The following is a 17,558-nucleotide window of genomic DNA, read 5'->3' as shown; positions in this document are numbered from 1 at the left end:
AGATCAATTTCATCGTATGATTGTCTACCAAAAAACCAAATCTAAATTTCTGGAAGATGTACTCAATAACAACGTTGAAGAGGTCATCCAGGACTTGGTCCTGAAGAAGCTGGGCCGCAAAACCGGCCAACCCGAAATCAACTCCTGGCGCAACTCCATGATGTACATGGACAAAGTGCTCAGCGACGCCCAGATTCCCGACGACAGCGGCGTAAGCATTGAGTACCAGCTGCCCCACGCCGGCATGCGTATCGACTTCGTACTCACCGGCCAGGACGAGCACGGCACCGACAAGGCCATCATCATCGAGCTCAAGCAGTGGTCCGAGTCCACCGCCACCGACAAGGACGGCGTCGTCTCCACCCACTTGGGCAAAGGGCTGCAGGAAGTCAACCACCCGTCCTACCAGGCCTGGTCCTACGCCGCCTACCTCGACGGCTTCAACGAGACGGTTTACACCGACGGCATCAAGCTGCTGCCCTGCGCCTACCTCCACAACCACCCCGACAACGGCGTGCTCACCACCGGCCACTACGCCGACTACGTTGCCAAAGCCCCGCTCTTCCTCAAGAGTGACGCCCTGAAGCTGCGCGAGTTCATCCGCCAGCACGTCCGGCACGGCGATAAGTCGGGTATCATGTACCGCATCGACGGCGGCCGCATCCGTCCCTCCAAGCAGCTCGCCGATTCCCTCGCCTCCATGATGAAGGGCAACCAGGAGTTCATCCTCCTCGACGAGCAGAAGGTGGTCTACGAAACGGCCCGCAAGCTGGCCTCCAAGTCCCGCGACGAGAAAAAGCACGTGCTCATCGTCCACGGCGGCCCCGGTACCGGCAAAACCGTGGTGGCCATTAACCTGTTGGTCAACCTCACCAAGCAGGGCCTCGTGGCCAAGTACGTGAGCAAGAATTCGGCCCCCCGCGCCGTGTATAAAAGCCGGCTCACCGGCTCCATGCGCCGCACCGTGTTCGACTCCCTGTTCGTCGGCTCCGGCGTGTTCACCCAGACGCCCGAAAACACTTTCGACGCCCTCATCGTCGACGAAGCCCACCGCCTCAACGAGAAGTCCGGTCTGTTCAGCAACCTCGGCCTCAGCCAGCCCCTGGAAGTCATCCGCTCCAGCCGCTTCAGCGTGTTCTTCCTCGACGAGGACCAGCGCATCGCTGTCCAGGACGTGGGCAGCGAGGACGAAATCCGCAAGTGGGCCGACCAGGAAGGCGCCGAAGTCCACGTCCTCAACCTCGTCTCCCAGTTTCGCTGCAACGGCTCCGACGCCTACATGGCCTGGCTCGACAACGTGCTCGACATCCGTGAAACCGCCAACCCCACCCTCGACGCCACCGACTACGACTTCCAGGTCGTCGACACCCCCGATGAGCTGCAGCAGCTCATCTACGAAAAGAACCAGGAGCGCAACCGTGCCCGCATGGTGGCCGGCTACTGCTGGGACTGGGCCAGCAAGAAGGACGCCAAGGCCTTCGACTTCAACCTGAGTCCCACCTTCAAGCACAAGTGGAACCTGGCCGACGACGGCGGCCTCTGGATGATGAAGCCCGACTCCGTCACCGAAATCGGCTGCATCCACACCAGCCAGGGCCTCGAGCTGGACTACATCGGCGTCATCGTCGGCCCCGACCTGCTCGTGCGCGACGGCAAAGTCGTCACCAACGCCCTGGCCCGCGCCAGCGCCGACAAAACCGTCCAGAAAAAGAAGGAGCTGCTAAAATCGGAGGCAGGAAAGGCCCAGCTCGACCTCATCATCAAGAACACCTACCGCACCCTCATGACCCGCGCCATGAAGGGCTGCTACGTCTACTGCACCGACCCTGAAACCGCCGCCTACCTGCGCCACCGCATCAGCAACCCCGCTTAACCTCCCGGCTCCTCATGCGTCTCTACGCCGGCTCCTCCACCGACTTCATCACGGCCACCGCCCACAATGCCATTGTCGGCCAGCTCCAGTCGGCTTTCTTCGACTACTACCGCACCGAGCCCCAGCCCAACGAAGTCACTTCCTGGCACAACTCCCTGCGTAGCGTCAGCCAGGTATTCCAACAGGCTGGCCTGCTCGACCATGGCGTCCTGCTCGAGTACCAGCTCCCGCTAACCTCCAAGCGTCTCGACTGCCTCATCTGTGGCCACGATGCCGAGCAGCAAAAGCAGGCTGTAATCATCGAGCTAAAGCAGTGGTCCGAGGCCCAGCCTTCCGCCGGCCCCCACGAGGTAATTACCTGGCTTGGCGGCCAGCTCTCCGACGTGCTGCACCCCTCGGCCCAGGTCGGCCAGTACCGCCAATACCTCGCCGACGTCCACACGGCCTTCAACGCCACCGAGGAGGTCGAGGCCATCCAGCTGCACGCCTGCGCCTACCTGCACAACTACACTTTCACCGCTACCGACGCCCTGCTCGAGCCCAAGTTCACCGAGCTGGTCCAGGAAAGTCCCATCTACGGCCAGCAGCAGGCCGCTGAGCTGGGCGCCTACCTGCAGCAACGCCTTTCCGGGGGCAACGGCCAGCCCGTGCTGCAGCGCATCGACGCCGGCCGCTACCAGCCCAGCAAAAAGCTGCTCGAGCACGTTGGCGACATCATGCGCCGCAAAAGCCGCTACACCCTGCTCGACGACCAGCTCCTGGTCTACGACCGGGTGCTCACGGCCGTCTTAGTGGCCCAGCAGCACCACACCAAAACGGCCGTATTGGTCAAAGGTGGCCCCGGCACTGGCAAGTCAGTCATTGCGCTCCACCTGCTCCACGACTTGCTCCGCCGCGAGGTAAAGGCCCACTACGCCACTGGTTCCAAGGCCTTCACCGAGAACCTGCGCGACCAGTTTGGCTACCGCAGCAACAGCTTCTTCACCTACTTCAACGCCTACGGCCGCGCCACTCCCAACTCCCTCGACGTAGTCATCTGCGACGAGGCCCACCGCATCCGCAGCTCCAGCAACACGCGCTTCACCAAGACCGAGCACCAGAGCAATCTGCCCCAGGCCGAAGAACTGCTCCAGGTCGCCAAGGTCTCAGTCTTCTTTATCGACGATCATCAGCGCGTCCGCCCCGGCGAAATTGGTTCCTACGACACTCTCAAACAGGCGGCCCAACGCCTCGGCGTCACCATTGCCGAGTTCAGACTCGAAGCCCAATTTCGCTGCAGCGGCTCCGCTGGCTTCATCAACTGGCTCGACAACACGCTCGGTATCCAGCGCACCGCCAACGTCCTCTGGAACGCCCAGCAGGGCTACGACTTCCAGATTGTTGACTCCCCGATAGTGCTGGAAGAAATGCTGGAGCAGCAGCGTCAGCAAGGTCACACGGCCCGCACCGTAGCCGGCTTCTGCTGGCCCTGGTCCGATCCGCTGCCCGACGGTCAACTAGTCGACAACATCATCATCGAAACCGACCAGTTCAGCTACCACCGTCCCTGGAATGCTAAAGACAACGCCGGACGCCTGGCTCCCGGCGTCCCCAAGACTTCCCTCTGGGCCACCGCCCCCGGCGGCGTCAACCAGGTCGGCTGCATCTACACGGCCCAGGGCTTCGAATTCGACTACGTGGGCGTCATCGTCGGCCCCGACCTGCGCTACCGTCAGGCCCAGGGTGGCTGGGTAGCCAATCAAAGCGGTTCTTCCGATACCGCCATCAACAACCGCCGCATCTCCCCGGCCGAGGCCCTCGAGTACCTGCGCAACACCTACAAAGTCCTCATGACCCGCGGCATCCAGGGCTGCTACGTCTACTTCACTGATGAGGAGACCCGTAGCTTCTTCCAAAGCCGAATGGAGTAGGGTAAGCCCTGCTCCATTCTCTTATCTCAACCAATTCATTTTTGTGACCGATCTGTTTACCCAGCAGGATGTTGCCACCGTCCCGCTCACTGAGTACGTCTCCTGGTTTCTCGACCCCGCCAGTCTGCACTACAGCCAGGTACAGCTGCCACCCATCCAGCGCAACTCTGTCTGGAACATCGCGCAGGTTGAGCGGCTCTGGGATTCGCTGCTGCGGGGTTTCCCCATCGGCAGCCTGCTCTTGGCCCCCCGCGCCGCCGAGCAGGCTGCCCGTCCCCTAACCTCCGACCAGCAATCCACTGGCTCCGATGCTGGCTACTTTCTACTCGACGGCCAGCAACGTACCCGCACCCTGCTACTAGGCTTTCAGCCCAGCGCCACCAGTCGCCTCTGGGTCGACCTCGATCCTGCACTTCGCTTCGACAACGCCGACCACAACGACCGGAAGTTCCTGCTCCGTTTGCTCACAGGGCATCAGCCTTGGGGCACTCGCCGGCAAAATCCCAACGAAGGGTTTCACGAACAAGAGAAGCATGAGGCCCGCAAGCAACTTGGGGATACACGCCGTTATGATTACCTGATTTTTCCGGTTGAGCAGCCCGGCAAGACCATGGCCACTTCTTGGCCGTTGGATGCTAGAGCCCCTGTACCGCTCGATGAATTGATAAAACGCTGTGGCGGCTGGCAAGGGCCGTTTACTTATCCTACCTGGGAGCAGCTTCGCTCGCTCATCCCCGGGTGGTTCTCGGCGCCTGAAGCCGCTCCTGCTCATCTGGTCGACCTACTCAGCGCACTCGAAAATCTGCTTGCCCCCCAACCCAAATCCGGCCGGCCTCAGCGGAGTGTGCCTTTGCTGCTCCACCCCGAAACCATTACTGAGACTGCATCAACTGCGGCCGAGAACGAGCTTGCTCCCGACCCCATGGAAGTGCTGTTTCGTCGCGTGAATGCTGGTGGAACGGTACTGGAAGGCGATGAAATGACTTACTCCCTACTCAAGTCCAGTTGGGATCAGGCCTACGACTTGGTTTCGGAGGTTATCAACCACGATAAGGTCGGTTACCTATTTCCCGCCACCGGCGTCGTCATGGCGGCTACCCGCCTGGCGCGTCGGCAGCAGGGCCACTCATCCGACCTAACTCCATCGGTGTCTCAGTTCCGCCGCTGGCTGGGCCGCTCCGCCGCAGCCGGAGCCGGAGCCGACAGTGAGTTTCTGAGTGAAATGATAAGGCTGCTGAAGCCAGCTCATGGGCAGCAACAGGGAATCTTTACCCAAATTCTGGAGGAATTTTGTCAACTGTCGCTGTTCAATCCCGAAGCAGTACCTGTCGATGTCGGCATTCCGCGCAAGCTCTTGTTGGAACTCAATCCAGTGTTGTTGCATCCCGTCCTGAGTTGGATACACGATAATCTGGAGACTCCCACTCGACTTGAAGACAATCGGCTGCCCATACTTCGGTATCTGATGTATCTGCTTATCGTTCGGCCCGATGCGCAGAAATATGCTCGTCTTGCGGTCAAGGTGCTGTCCGAGCAGCCGGCGCAGTCCGATTTCCCTGATCAAGCCATCTATTGCGCTTGGTTGAAAAAAGCGGACGCCTGCGCCTTACCTGACCGCTCTCAACTGACCAACCAGCTGCCCGCTCACTTGGCCAATGGCTGGTTGAATTACCACGATGAATTGTTCGGACTATCCGAAGAACGGGATGGTCAGGCCGCCGACCCCTACCACTATTTCCGGTCGAAATTTTGGCATCGCCGCTACCTTCTACTCTGGTTTCAGCGCGCCTACCTTGACCGATGGTTCCAGGGGTATAATCCCATGCGCCAAGACGCTAATGATACGCCTTACGACTACGACCACATCGTGCCCTACTCCCATGCAGTGTGCTCCGGGCGTCGAACCTTGGAGTTGGAAGAATCGGGCGAAGGTGCTAAGCGGTTTACTCCACAACGATACCTGTATCTGAACTCCTTAGGCAATTACCGCGCTTGGCCCGCCTGGGCAAACCGTGCCGATAGCAACAAATGTCATACGCAGAAACTACGCTATAATACGCCGGAACCCTTGACCTGTGAGATGTCGCAGGAGCTGAAACTGACTTCCTCCACGGACTTCTTGTTGGCGTCTGCTATTCCACCGGTTGATGCGAACCTGTGGTTGAATGCTGGAGGCCGGCCCAGTCACTGGCCACTCGCCCGCCGGCAAGCGTGGATGCAGGCCGTAGAGCAGAGAGCCAACCGCCTCTACGATGACCTTTTTTCTACCTTGAATTTCGAAAGATGGTTTAGAGCTGCCTGCCAGCCTGCCGAACAAGCAGTTTGAATTTTTACAGGTCAAAAAACACAAACAGACCTAAGCGAACTTGGTCGCAAGCCCAATGGGCTTTGAGTTGATGCAAATAAGCTTGCTGACAAATAAGTTGTTACACCACCTAGACTGGTAGTTTGGATGAATGACTTCTCTCAAGTCGCTGATAAGTCCGCAAACTTCAGCAGCGCATACATCGCTGAACTAGGGGAGGACCTATACAGTCGCTGGGCCGAATTCGGAGCACGGGGATACCTCGACTTTAAAGCCATCAGCGGGTGCGACCAGCCCAACGCTGTAGATCGGCTGGCGCAGCGTTTTCTGTTACCAGGCAACGTCATCATCCCCTTTCACAGCAATACCGTGATGGGGGTAGGTATCGTGGCTGATAATCCCCACGAGATTCATAACTCTACTGAGTCTTTCCTACGGTTCAAGATCGAGTGGGTGGTGTTGGAGCAACTGTCTTTATCTGTCATGCCCCAATGCTTTCAATGGCCGTTTCGCTCGTTTTCGCTGTGGGGTAAATTGACGGAGTGGTACCTAGGCCAACACCCTGAGCTGCTAAGTGAGCTGCGCAGATTGTCAGATATCCTAGCGGAAGACATTTCGATGCCGTTATCCTTGTCCGCGCCTAGTAGTTACCAGTTGCCCTTGCCGGGGCGTAGTACTATCTGGGCGGAACATCCAAAGCTTTCAGGGCTGGATTCTACTGAATGGGAAACATACGTTGAAGATGGAACCGGCCGATTCGAGTATGGCCCCCGCTACGAACGCAACCGGAAGCTTCGCGGCAGGGCAGTGGAAATTCATGGTCTGACTTGTCGGGCCTGTGGCTTCAATTTTGAGCAGACTTACGGGGTATTGGGCCGAGGTTTTATCCACGTCCACCACTTGAAACCTATATCACAAACGGGCGGCCCGACCGAAGTGAATCCGCACACCGACATGGTGGTGCTATGCGCCAACTGCCACGCCATGGTGCATCGACAAGCGGGTGAGCTGCTCTCGGTGGAAAAGCTGCGAGAACTGATATCCGCTAACCGGCGCCCCTAGCCTGTGTAACTTTGTTCTTCCAACGCACAAAATTCTTTTCTTGACGCAAAGCAGTATCCCATAATTCATGACCATCCACCACCCCCTCAACGACTTCCTCTACAGCCTCTTCCCGGAAGCTCAGGCCTTTGGCCAGAACCCCGAGCAGCTCGTTGACCACCTGACCGACTTCTACACCTTTGGCCCCTACCGGCCCCGGGTTACCATCAAAGGCGACGTGGTGGAGGTGAAGATCGATACCAAAGCTATCCAGGCCCAGCAGGCCGAATACCAAAAGGTGCTGCACCTCTGTGAGGCTGGCCAGTTCAGGCAGGCTCTGCCGCGCCTGCAGCAGCTCATCGGGCAGAACCCAACCGTTTCCGAGTACCACCGCGTCCTGGGCCAGGTTCTGTCCGAGCTGGGTCAGCCCGACGATGCCCTCGACGCCCTCATCGACGCCCTGCGCTGGGACCCACGCAACGGCTACGCCCTCATCATGGCCGGCAACATCTACGCCCGCCAGAAGGAAGACCTCAAGTCGGCCAAGACCTTCTACGACCAGGCCCTGGCCCTCAACCCCCGCGACTTCATTGCCATCAATAACATCGGCGGCAACCTCATGCAGATGGGCCGGGCGCAGGAAGCAGAGCGGTACTTTGAAATTGCCCACGAAATAGAGCCCGACTACCCCAACACACTCTACGCCCTGGCCATGGTGCGCCAGCAGCGCCGCGACTACGAAGGTGCCTTCGAATTCGCCACCCGCGCCCTGCGCAACGCCCGTCCCGGCGACCCCATCCTGCGGGCCAGCTTGGCCCTGGCCACCGAAACGGCTACTAGGTACCTGCATAGCACGAACACCTTCTCCATTGCCAACGAGTACCAGCTACGGGTGCAGGAGCAGGCCGGCAAGGAGATCCACGTTGATGAGGACCCGCTCATCCCCACGGCCGCCAAGCTCGAAATAGCCGAGAACTACGGCCGCGCCTACCACCAGGTGAAGTTCAAGCCCGACTACCCGGCCGTCGAGCACCTGATCATGCACGAAATCGTCCACCTCGACTTCGTGCTCCAGGCCCGCGAGATTAATGTTAATCAGCTATTCACCACCTCGGGCAGGGGGAAAGAGAAATTCATCCGGGCCGCCGAGCCCCAGCTGAAAAAGCTGCAGAAGGCCGGTTTCAAGGAGCAGAACATTACCGGCTTTATCGACGGGCTGTTCGAGGGCATGATGCGCCAGATCTACAACCAGCCCATCGACCTGTTCATCGAGGACTTTCTCTACCAGGGGTACCCCGAGGCCCGGCCATTTCAGTTCCTGTCCCTGCTCAAGCTGTTGCAGGAATCCATCGAGGCCATCCGCAACAAGCAGGCCGCCGAGTACTCGCCCCCGGCCGTGCACAAGGCCAGCACCATTCTCAACCTGGTCATGGCCCTGCAGTTCCGCGACCTGTTCGGCTACAACGCCGTGCCCGACTTCAAGGCCCCCGCGCTGCAGGTGAAAGAGGCCGAGCGTCTCTGGGCCGAGTACCTGGAGTACCGCACCGACCGCCAGCCCGGCGAGGAGTACGAGCTGCTCCAGCACTGGGGCGAAGATCTGGGACTGGCGCCCTACTTCGAGCTGCAGGACGAGCAGACCCTGCGTCAGCAGCAGGCGGCCGTCCCCTCCAACGCCCGCCCCGAGGCTGCTCCCGCCCCAGCGCCCACCGACGAGCCCGCCGGCCAGGAGTCCCCCGAAGACCTGCTGGCCCGCATCGAGCGCGACCCGCTCAACCTCGAAGGTCCCGAACCTGCCGACGCTCACCAGGGCCGCATGTCCTTCGCCGACAGCCCCGCCGGCGGTATGGCCGTCATGTTCTACTGCCTCGACTGGCTGAAGCTGTTTGATGGCAAGTCTCACCAGCAGGTGCAGGATGTCACGTTCGAAATTGCCATGCTCGGCCGCTCCGGCCTCGACCCCAAAGACTCGTCTCAGAAGTACAGCTTGGCCTCCGTACCCGGCAAGAAATTCTCGGCTCTGCATCTGCTGGCTGGCATGTACACCGGCTTCCAGGAATTGGACCCCAGCCTCGACACCGGCCTTGACTTCGCCAGCGAGCTGGAAATGGCCCGCGCCATGCACAAGGGCAAATCCAATGAGTAATCCCATCGACGACCTGCTCCAGCAGCTGCGCCGGTTCCGCGACGAGCGGGACTGGGCGCAGTTCCACAACCCCAAGGATCTGGCCCTGGCCCTGAGCATCGAGGCCGCCGAGCTCAACGAGGTTTTCCTCTGGAAGAAGCCCGAAGACGCCGACCCCGCCCGGGTGCGCGAGGAGCTGGCCGATGTGTTGCTCTACGCTTTCCAGCTGGCCGACAAGTACAATTGGGACATCCCGGAGCTTATGCGGGAGAAGATAGCGCGCAACGCGGATAAGTATCCGGCAGCTAATCCCTGAGTTTTATCAGCCCGCCAGGGCCATCTTACTGCTCCCAAGCAATTGTAGGTCATACCCTAGGAAAGGTATCAATCAACTTTTGCGGCCGTTTACTGCGCCTTCAAAAAAGTCGTGGTATTTACGGTCGCCTACATTGATAATATTGAGTTGATGACGCGCCCTGGACAGCCCCGTGTAAACCAGTTGCCAGCTTAGCTCCGCTTTTGCCTTCTGAGGAGCGCCGGAATCTTCCAGGCCCTGCTCCTCCGACTTATCCAGCAGCAGGTATACCGTGTGCATCTCCCAGCCCTTAAAGCTGTGCACCGACGAGAACTTCATCAACCCGGTCTTCAGGTCAAATTTCCGGAGTTTGTACCCGCGTCTCAGATCCCGCAGTTGCATTCGGTAGTCGAATGGCTTTTCAGGAAGGTGTCGCTTGGCAATGACAGCATGCTCCTCCTCCGATTCAAACATTCGGGTGGTATTCTCCCCTTTCTGCGTTCGGAACAGATGCTCAATGACCCGGAGCTTTTCAATGGATGTGCTCAGAACTGCAATGTCATCCGGGCTGGTGTCGGTCGTGCTGATGTGGTTTCGGATGTGCTCGTATAAATCAGCCGCCGCCGCATCAGCCGGGAAATAGGAATAGGTTATCCCTCCTTTGTATTCATTGTATTCAAAACTGGTTTGCTCAGGTAGCACTTCTATGTCTCCCCCATCCTCTTCTTCGTCAGCCCGGTAAGCTGCCAAAAACTTGTTACACAGTTCGGAGATACTCGTTGACAGCCGATAGGACTTCCTCATCTCGTGCGGCCGTCCGGGTAAGGGAAATGTATTCGCTGACTTGCGCTCGTATATATCCTGGTTTACATCGAAAAACACAGCCAACTCCCCCGCCGGCTGCAGGAAATATTTCTTTAGGATAACCACCCACTCGCGTTGATAATCCTGGGCCTCATCTACAATGATAGTAGCGTACTTCGGCAGCCGATAAGCTATACGATCAAAGTAGGTCTCATCTTCCCATGCCCCAATCTGAGGTTTGGTGTGCATGAATTCGAGGGCCTGGTGCCTGAAGAAGTCGTGGTAGTGGGTGAGGTGGAAGTCACTGCGGATGAAGTTGGCCATGACACCCTCAATCTTACTGCGGATGTAGTGCTGGATAGTGATATTGAAGCACACAATCAACACCTCCGACTTATGACGCAGATTGGCATTCACCGCCTTGTGCGCCAGCGTAGAGGTCTTGCCTGAGCCCGCTACACCCTTCACGCGCTGGGGTCCTGGCTGGCTCACCATCAATTCCTTTTGCTTGGCATTCGGCGTGAATGGCTTACCTTCTTCCAACCGGTGTAGTGATGGTTTCAGATACCGTCTGATTTCCTGCAGGATGTGCACAATGAAAAAGGCCGTATCGTAGCGAATCTTGGTCGAGTGCAGCAGTTGGCCGAGCGTTTCACCCCGAAACAAGTCTTCGTACGCTACGACGCTGTAGTAACTGACATCTTTATACTGAGTACTTACTTCCTGAGTAGAAGCATCGACCAGACATACCCCATTGATGGCCTTGCTCAGCGAACGATCATGTGTCAGCTGATCTTTGGCAGTTGCGGTGAGCTTGATCAGCTCATACTTTTGGGTGGTGAACTTAACCTTTGGATTGGTTTTCTTTAAATATTCCGTCCGGTCAAACAGGTCGAAGATCAATACTCCGGCTTCGGGCCGGTAGAGCACCAACGACGGGCGCAACCCATTGAGGAAAGGCCTGAAAAACACCTCATATTCGTCCCCGATACTTGATTCCAGAAATTGCATGACGCGCAACTCCTCGGCGTTGGGCCGCAGTCGAAAGCAAGCCTCCGACGTCAGAAAAGCAATAGGAGGAAATATCTTAGCCATAACAGCAATTAGACAGATAGAAAGTAGGATATTAAGCAATATGCGCTAATTAAGCTACAATGTAGCCGCGTGCCCCAGAGAAGTTTGAACACGATGAAAAGGCAAAATAGCCACAACCATTGCCCATTACACTCGAACAGAAGTACAAAACACCTACTGTACACAACCTCTGCCGAATGTCAATGCCCCCTGTTGTTGACCTTTGTAAGACTTGGCCATACAGAGGTTTGGAAAACAGTGTAGCCAGCAGACGTGGTAGAAACGCTAAATTCCACATCCTGTATTAGAATCACAGCCGCCTAATAGTGCATTTAAGGGGACCCAATATGTTGCGCCTCGACTACCTGGGTTTGTCGTTCACGAAGCTACCTTAGTTACGCTAGTGACCTGCGCCTGAGTTCGCCAGCGTTTTATCAAGTGGCATTCATATTTATTTATTCCTCAATGCGTAGCCATCTTCATTAAGAAGCACTAAATTGTAACTACCCATACTTCCATAGAGGCATTCTACCACGTTAGATTCATGAAGAAATTCTTTGGCTTACTTCTGATCGTAGTTGCTATAATATCCATATTTCGCTACCCTAACCTTGGCCGAAATGTGGCAGAGACAGCGGGGGCTATGTTAGTGTTTGCCCTGCTTATTTTTTTGGATACCGATTAATGAAAAGCAAATCGGCTTAACAGATTAGCCATGAAAGGACAATTACTATTGCTTGCAGCTCTTTTGTCTGGAGCAGCCAACCCCTCTTTTGCCCAAACGGTGCAATCTTTTCCTAAGGACAAGTTCATGGTTGCTTGCGACTGTAAGCTGTATCCCGATCAGGTACACATGAAAATGGTGCGAGAGAGCGGAAGCAACGTGCCCGTTTCAGCCTATGTGTGCGCTGCCAACAAGGATAGTTACGAGCGGGGTTCTATCACCAACATCACCATTCAGGACAATTCAGCTAATTACAAATCCTATAAGTCTATGTCGCCGGCCCAGTCAGCGGCGCTATTTGAAGCGGGTTTGCTAAAGCAGTACTATAGCAACCTGCAGGCTAATGGCATACGCGCTGAATACACCACCTACCGGGGCGTTAAGGCAATTCGGTACTCGTTCAACATGATGGAAACCATGCCGGCCGAAGCCATTTTCTTCCTGAAGAACCGGAAAGCCTATTTACTCCAGGTAGCTTCGCGCACGGATGTAGCTTCTAAATTTCAAACCCTCGCCGGCACCTTCCACTTCCAGCAATAACCCTTATCCCACACGCATATGCTTGACAGTCTCATCGTCGGAGCCCTTAATGGATTGCTGACCCAGGGTGGCCTATCATTAGCTGATAAGTTCAAGAAGATGAAGCTCAAGGGTAAAGTTGAACAAGGTTCAGCCACCGATAACGAGCTATTCAAGTACAATGAGCTGCTCGGCAGCTCGTTGGCAGACTACGTAGAGAGTTCCAGATTGATGCACGCATTCCTGGTCAGGAACCCCAACCATCTGTTCCCCAACATTACACTAGGAGTCAACGGCATTGCCATGATCATTCAGCGGAAACAGCGCATCGCATTTCCCGACATGAAGCAATTGCCAGAATTTGATGAGGTACGACAGCATATTGGGAAGGCATATGAATTGGTACATACAACTCAAGACAGCTGGCTTAAAGGACTGAAGAACGCGGATGAGCTGTTTCTCCTGTATGTGTTCAAAGTGGCCCAGGCTTATTATTTCAAAGGCTTCATCGAACACCTTGATGGGAACACGCAGGAAGCAAAACAGCTGAAGTCGGAGGGAGTGAAACTCGACAAAAGAGTCCTGAAAATGTTACCCTACGGTAATTAATTCACTCCGACGAGCATCTGATAAGTAAAAACAGCCCCGACCAATCTACGTCGGGGCTGTTTGCTTTGCGCTTAATAGTTCTCACAGAGAAGCCGCGTCCCGGCGCTCCGCCAGGTCATGCACCTCGGCTGTCGTCCGCCCATCAGCCCGCACCGGCGGCGCGTCCGGCTCCACCGCCACCGACGACACGGCCGCCGCCACCGAGCCAGCCAGCATCAGGTAACCGCCCAGCGTCACTATGGCCGCCGGCAGCGCCACCGGCGCGGTAGCCAGTACACCACCCACCGCCGCCAGCGCGGCCCCGATGGTGCGTACTTTCCGAAAGAACCGGGGCGTGGGCAACGTCACCCGGTCTAGAACTGTGAGTTTCTTGTCCATATATTCTTGTGTTTGAGAAGGTTGAAACCATTGACCACTCTGCCAATTGTGCAACAGCCTGTTGCAAATAGCCACTGCCTGATGCTCCTGGAATTTTGCAGCAGGCTGCTGCAGCATTGACCGGCGCTGCCTCCCGCCAGTTGTGCAGCAACCTGCTGCACAACTGGCTCCTGCTATTCATCCGGCCCGTCGCGGCCCCGGGCCCACAACGCCCGGTCCACCCGCTCATTGCGGGCTTCCTGCCGCCGCGAGGCGTCCAGCAGCTGGTTCTGCCGTTCCACCATCACCGTCAGCAGCTTGTCCAGGGCATCCACTTTCTCGTTGAGGCGCAGCACCGCGTCGGCGCCTTCCTTACGCACCACGCCCAGCTCCCGCAGCACTTCCGAGCGGTGCTCCTGCAGCTTCAGCTCGTAGGCCTGTTGGTGCCTGGCCTCCCGCGCCACGGCTGCCGTATGGTAGCTGTCCACTTTCTCCGCCAGCACCGAGGTCTGCGTTTCCTGCTTGCGGCGGTGCTCTTTCAGCTCCTCCACGTCCCGCCAGTTCTTCACGAAGTACAGCAGCACGGCCACTCCGCCGCCCACCACCGACGTCACCACGCCCCAGTGGTCCAGCAGCGGACTAGCCACGTTTCTCACCTCCTTTCCGCTCCCTGGTCGGCACCTCGAAATGCGGCCGGTCCTTAAATGTCACCCAGTCACCGCCCCATACCACCCGCGCATCAGCGGCTTTCATCAGCCGCGCAAACTTGCTCAGCAATAGCCCCGACCAGGAAACCGACGCATCTGCCAGCAGAAAGGCTACATCCAGCGCCGGTGTCGGCGGCCCCAGGTTGTGGTTCGATTGCCCACCCCGCTTGTAAGTCACGATGACACCTGGCTTGCTACGCCCCTGCGCGTACAGCTGATTCTGTCGCTCCGGGCTCCGGTAGCACTCCGTAATAATAGGCCACCCGGCCAGCCGTAGCACCGGGTCCCCCAACCAGCGCGCCAACGCTTCCTTGTAGGCGGCGGCCAGACAGGGTACTGCCTGGGCCAGACGAGCGGCTTGTATTTTCTGCTGCGTGGCATTGAGCTGAGGAGCCAGCCGAACTGCTTTCCGCGAATGAACTGTCGTCATAAAGAGTGAATCTAATTGCCACACGATATTATATAAAAGTGCAACTATTTCCTAGCCACTACCACGTGCAGAATGCCGAATCAATTCGCTCATAATTGTACTTATCTGGGCGTGCCCCTCCGGGTCAGGCTGTCCAGGGCTCCGCTTCGCTGCGGTGCTGACGCACTGGCTCCTGCGTCGCCACCCTTACCATCCTTCACGCACTGCTCCTGAATTAACGGCCTCAACTGATCCAGGTCGTGCCACGCCCCCAGCCCAGGCCCTGAAAAACGGGCCCCGGCTGCCGGCTGCCGCCCCCAAGCAGGCCAGCAGGCCGCGCCCCCGAAAAAGCGCCGCCTGCTGGCCTGCTTCCCGCTCGTTCCACGCTCCGGCTCACTGCCATTATCACCCCACAAACCCTCCCCACTGGCAACCAGCCTCCGCTACCGTAGGCCTCCGCCCGGCCAGCCTCACTGCGCGCCCTGCGCCCACGCTGCGCGCCGTTCCATCGTCGCTTCGTGCCTGCGCTCCTCCTTCACTATGCTCCGCCGGGCTTCAGTTGCTTTGTTCAGCCCGCCTCCGTCCGCGCGCCTTCTGCTGATTCAGCTGTAACTGCCGACCGCCCCACGCTCCAGCCCGCTGCTCTCCCCTGGCCCACATCCTTCCCCCGGCAGCCGGCTTCCGCTACCAGCTGCCTCGCCCCGGTCGGCCTCCCGCTGGTCGCCCCACCTCCGCCTCCCCACGATTTGGTGCCTGCGGCGCTTGTCTGTTGGGGAGGCCCCCAAACCCCCGCCTCATGCTCCGCTCCGCTCTGCATTGCCTCGGCTACCGCAGCCCGAAAAAGGCTGCTACCGCCTCACAAGGAGCCCTTCGGGCGGGTCTATTGGGGCCCTCGGGCCGCCCCCAAGCCCCCGGCCGAGGCATCCAGGGGTGTTGTGGCGGCGGCCTCAGCGGGGTGGCCTGCCCCCGGCTACAGCCCCAGGCTGGTAGCCAGGGGCGGGGCGGCCAGCCACTCGCAGCGCCGGCCCAGGCGGGCGGCAGCTCTGGCGGCACTCAGCGTGCCCTTGCTCCGGCCGTCCCAGCACACCAGCACTAGGCTGGCCCGGCGCACTATTTCGGCATTGCGCACATGGGGGGCAGCGGGGCCGTGGGCGGCGTAGTCCGGGCGCAGCTCCAGCAGCGGCACCCCGTGGGCGCGGCACCATTTGGCCGCTAGGCTGTCCGCGCCGGCCGCGCCTCCACTCACCACCTGGTCCAGCTGCCCCAGGGCCCGCAGCTCAGTCAGCCGGGCCACCAGTGCGGGCAGGTGTGTCAGCCCCCGGCTGCCCACCACTGCTACTACTTTTTGCATATTTCCCATATATAAATATACGCAATTTTTTACCTCTTTTTATGCACAATAGTGAAAATATATACTATCTTAATGTGCACTATTGTAGAAATAATTCGTATATTTAGATAGTAGTTCGGGAGAGGCCCGGACGTTTCGCGCCCGCCAAAGGCCACGGCAGCGCACCACACGGCTAACATCTACAGCCCATGTTCACCGCTTTGCAGTTTTCGCAGCTTGTTGCTGCCGCCTGGTCAGGCCCTGCCGTTTGCCACTTTGCCACCATCAGCCACTACGTAGCCCCAGATGGCTACGCCGCCACCCGCTACAGCGCTTCTTACCACGTTGGGGCGGCCTGCCACCTCGGGGAGGGGCCGTGTCCATTTGAGGCCATTGCCCGCGCCGTGGACGCTTTTGCGGCCTCCCGGCCCATGCCCAGCCTGCTGGCCGCCGTGGCCGTGGCCCACGCCGCACAGGTGCTCAGCGCCGCCGCCAGCCAGTTGGCCGGGGCTCCGCTGCGCCGGCCCGGCTTTGCCGTTCGCTGCCGTCGTCATCGTGCCACCCAGCTGCTGCTGCGCCGTGCATAGCGCGGCCGTGCTTCTGCCAGCCGCCCCCGCAGCGGGGGCGGCCCCGGCGTCCGTGCTGGAAGTGCGCCGCCAACTGGCCCGCACGCAGTCGGTCATGTTTGATGCCCGCGCGGACCTGCACGCCATGCGCGACGAGTATCCCCGCCAGCCGGCCCGCTTCGCCCGCATCCGGGCCGCCATTGTACGCCTGCGGGAAGCCCGCGCCGCTTACAAGGCCGCCGCCGAAGCATTCCACGCCAGTCCGGCCGGTGAGCAGCTCCAGCGGCTTCGTGCCACCTACCGCTAATCCTTCCCCTACACTATGTCAGTCATCTACAGCCTAGCCCTAATCAAAGCCGCTAATCACAACCACGGCGGCTATTTCTTCAGCCCGGACAGCATGCGCTTTTTCCACTCCCGTGTGAGCGAGAAAGTCCATCAGGGCCCCGGCGGTATCTACTTCGTCACCTCGGAGCAGTTTGATGACTGCAGCCCCCGCCTCTACACCGTGCGCCGCTTCAATCCCACCAGCCGGGGCATTGATACCGCCGGCGAGTTCCAGGCGCACACCACCAGCCGGCAGGCCCACGCCGAGGCCGCCCAGCTGGCGGTACAGGTGCCCCAGCCGTGAGCATGGCATCCGCTCCGCAGGCAGGCCGTTGGTATGCGGCCTGCCTGTATGCCAGCGGCCCCGGCTGGGCCGTGGTGCGCGACGTGGCCCAACCGGGCGCCCCCGGCCTCTACCAGCAGCAGCCCGCCCCTGGCCGCTACGCCACGCAGGAAGCCGCCACAGCCGCCGCCACCCGCTTCAATGCTCCCCGCCTTAGGCCCGCCGACCACTATGGCCTGCTCCCCATGCCGGCCGATGACTACCATCCGCATCCGTGGGATCTGAAATAAGCTATTCACCGGC

At 58.9% G+C, this 17,558-nt stretch carries 17 protein-coding genes; 12 read left to right on the top strand and 5 right to left on the bottom strand.

Annotated features, from left to right (window positions below):
- Window positions 1-16 precede the first annotated feature (16 nt).
- From LRS06_RS11395 to LRS06_RS11370, 6 genes are all read left to right on the top strand, one after another.
- Window positions 17-1,873: a DUF2075 domain-containing protein gene (locus LRS06_RS11395; RefSeq protein WP_257871601.1), complete on the top strand. Its 1,857-nt coding sequence runs from the start codon at window positions 17-19 to the stop codon at window positions 1,871-1,873.
- Between the two features lie 14 nt (window positions 1,874-1,887).
- Window positions 1,888-3,783, top strand: coding sequence for a DUF2075 domain-containing protein (locus tag LRS06_RS11390; RefSeq protein WP_257871600.1), 1,896 nt, complete (start codon window positions 1,888-1,890; stop codon window positions 3,781-3,783).
- A gap of 43 nt (window positions 3,784-3,826) precedes the next feature.
- Window positions 3,827-6,109, top strand: a complete 2,283-nt coding sequence (locus tag LRS06_RS11385) for a DUF262 domain-containing protein (RefSeq protein ID WP_257871599.1) — start codon at window positions 3,827-3,829, stop codon at window positions 6,107-6,109.
- Window positions 6,110-6,235: 126 nt separating this feature from the next.
- A complete protein-coding gene (locus LRS06_RS11380) occupies window positions 6,236-7,150 on the top strand; it encodes an HNH endonuclease (RefSeq protein WP_257871598.1) in 915 nt (304 codons plus the stop codon).
- Between the two features lie 67 nt (window positions 7,151-7,217).
- Entirely contained in the window at window positions 7,218-9,272 is a 2,055-nt protein-coding gene (locus LRS06_RS11375; RefSeq protein WP_257871597.1) for a tetratricopeptide repeat protein, read from the top strand.
- Complete coding sequence (locus LRS06_RS11370) at window positions 9,265-9,567, top strand: nucleotide pyrophosphohydrolase (RefSeq protein WP_257871596.1); 303 nt, start codon at window positions 9,265-9,267, stop codon at window positions 9,565-9,567. The genes LRS06_RS11375 and LRS06_RS11370 overlap by 8 nt, the downstream gene beginning before the upstream one ends.
- A 72-nt stretch (window positions 9,568-9,639) precedes the next feature.
- On the opposite strand, the gene LRS06_RS11365 is transcribed toward LRS06_RS11370, so the two are convergent.
- Window positions 9,640-11,445, bottom strand: a complete 1,806-nt coding sequence (locus LRS06_RS11365) for an AAA family ATPase (protein WP_257871595.1) — start codon at window positions 11,443-11,445, stop codon at window positions 9,640-9,642.
- A 694-nt stretch (window positions 11,446-12,139) separates the two neighbouring features.
- Between LRS06_RS11365 and LRS06_RS11360 the strand changes: the two genes are divergently transcribed.
- Both LRS06_RS11360 and LRS06_RS11355 read left to right on the top strand, forming a co-directional pair.
- Window positions 12,140-12,688: a hypothetical protein gene (locus LRS06_RS11360; RefSeq protein ID WP_257871594.1), complete on the top strand. Its 549-nt coding sequence runs from the start codon at window positions 12,140-12,142 to the stop codon at window positions 12,686-12,688.
- An 18-nt stretch (window positions 12,689-12,706) separates the two neighbouring features.
- Window positions 12,707-13,276 (top strand): hypothetical protein, encoded by a 570-nt coding sequence (locus tag LRS06_RS11355; RefSeq protein ID WP_257871593.1) that lies wholly within the window; start codon window positions 12,707-12,709, stop codon window positions 13,274-13,276.
- Between the two features lie 81 nt (window positions 13,277-13,357).
- Here LRS06_RS11355 and LRS06_RS11350 read toward each other — a convergent pair whose 3' ends face one another.
- The 4 genes from LRS06_RS11350 to LRS06_RS11335 all read right to left on the bottom strand — a co-directional run bounded on the left by LRS06_RS11350 (window position 13,358) and on the right by LRS06_RS11335 (window position 16,100).
- On the bottom strand, window positions 13,358-13,654 hold the full coding sequence (locus LRS06_RS11350) for a hypothetical protein (protein ID WP_257871592.1): 297 nt from the start codon (window positions 13,652-13,654) through the stop codon (window positions 13,358-13,360).
- Between the two features lie 173 nt (window positions 13,655-13,827).
- Complete coding sequence (locus LRS06_RS11345) at window positions 13,828-14,280, bottom strand: hypothetical protein (RefSeq protein WP_257871591.1); 453 nt, start codon at window positions 14,278-14,280, stop codon at window positions 13,828-13,830.
- Entirely contained in the window at window positions 14,273-14,770 is a 498-nt protein-coding gene (locus tag LRS06_RS11340; RefSeq protein WP_257871590.1) for a M15 family metallopeptidase, read from the bottom strand. Before LRS06_RS11340 ends, LRS06_RS11345 begins: the two co-directional genes overlap by 8 nt.
- Window positions 14,771-15,719: 949 nt before the next feature.
- The gene (locus tag LRS06_RS11335; protein ID WP_257871589.1) at window positions 15,720-16,100 is read right to left on the bottom strand and encodes a DUF2493 domain-containing protein; all 381 of its coding nucleotides are present in this window, start codon (window positions 16,098-16,100) and stop codon (window positions 15,720-15,722) included.
- 188 nt (window positions 16,101-16,288) lie between these two features.
- On the opposite strand from LRS06_RS11335, the gene LRS06_RS11330 reads away from it, so the two are divergent.
- Genes LRS06_RS11330 through LRS06_RS11315 form a run of 4 tightly spaced genes read left to right on the top strand, consistent with a single transcriptional unit; the run spans window position 16,289 to window position 17,545 of the window.
- Window positions 16,289-16,666, top strand: a complete 378-nt coding sequence (locus LRS06_RS11330; RefSeq protein WP_257871588.1) for a hypothetical protein — start codon at window positions 16,289-16,291, stop codon at window positions 16,664-16,666.
- Between the two features lie 7 nt (window positions 16,667-16,673).
- Window positions 16,674-16,952: a hypothetical protein gene (locus LRS06_RS11325; RefSeq protein ID WP_257871587.1), complete on the top strand. Its 279-nt coding sequence runs from the start codon at window positions 16,674-16,676 to the stop codon at window positions 16,950-16,952.
- A 15-nt stretch (window positions 16,953-16,967) separates the two neighbouring features.
- Window positions 16,968-17,276, top strand: a complete 309-nt coding sequence (locus LRS06_RS11320) for a hypothetical protein (RefSeq protein ID WP_257871586.1) — start codon at window positions 16,968-16,970, stop codon at window positions 17,274-17,276.
- A gap of 2 nt (window positions 17,277-17,278) precedes the next feature.
- A complete protein-coding gene (locus tag LRS06_RS11315; RefSeq protein ID WP_257871585.1) occupies window positions 17,279-17,545 on the top strand; it encodes a hypothetical protein in 267 nt (88 codons plus the stop codon).
- Window positions 17,546-17,558: the final 13 nt, after the last annotated feature.

Origin of the sequence: Hymenobacter sp. J193 (genome assembly GCF_024700075.1) — a bacterium.
Lineage (GTDB): Bacteria > Bacteroidota > Bacteroidia > Cytophagales > Hymenobacteraceae > Hymenobacter.
This window is presented reverse-complemented; position numbering and strand designations above follow the sequence as displayed.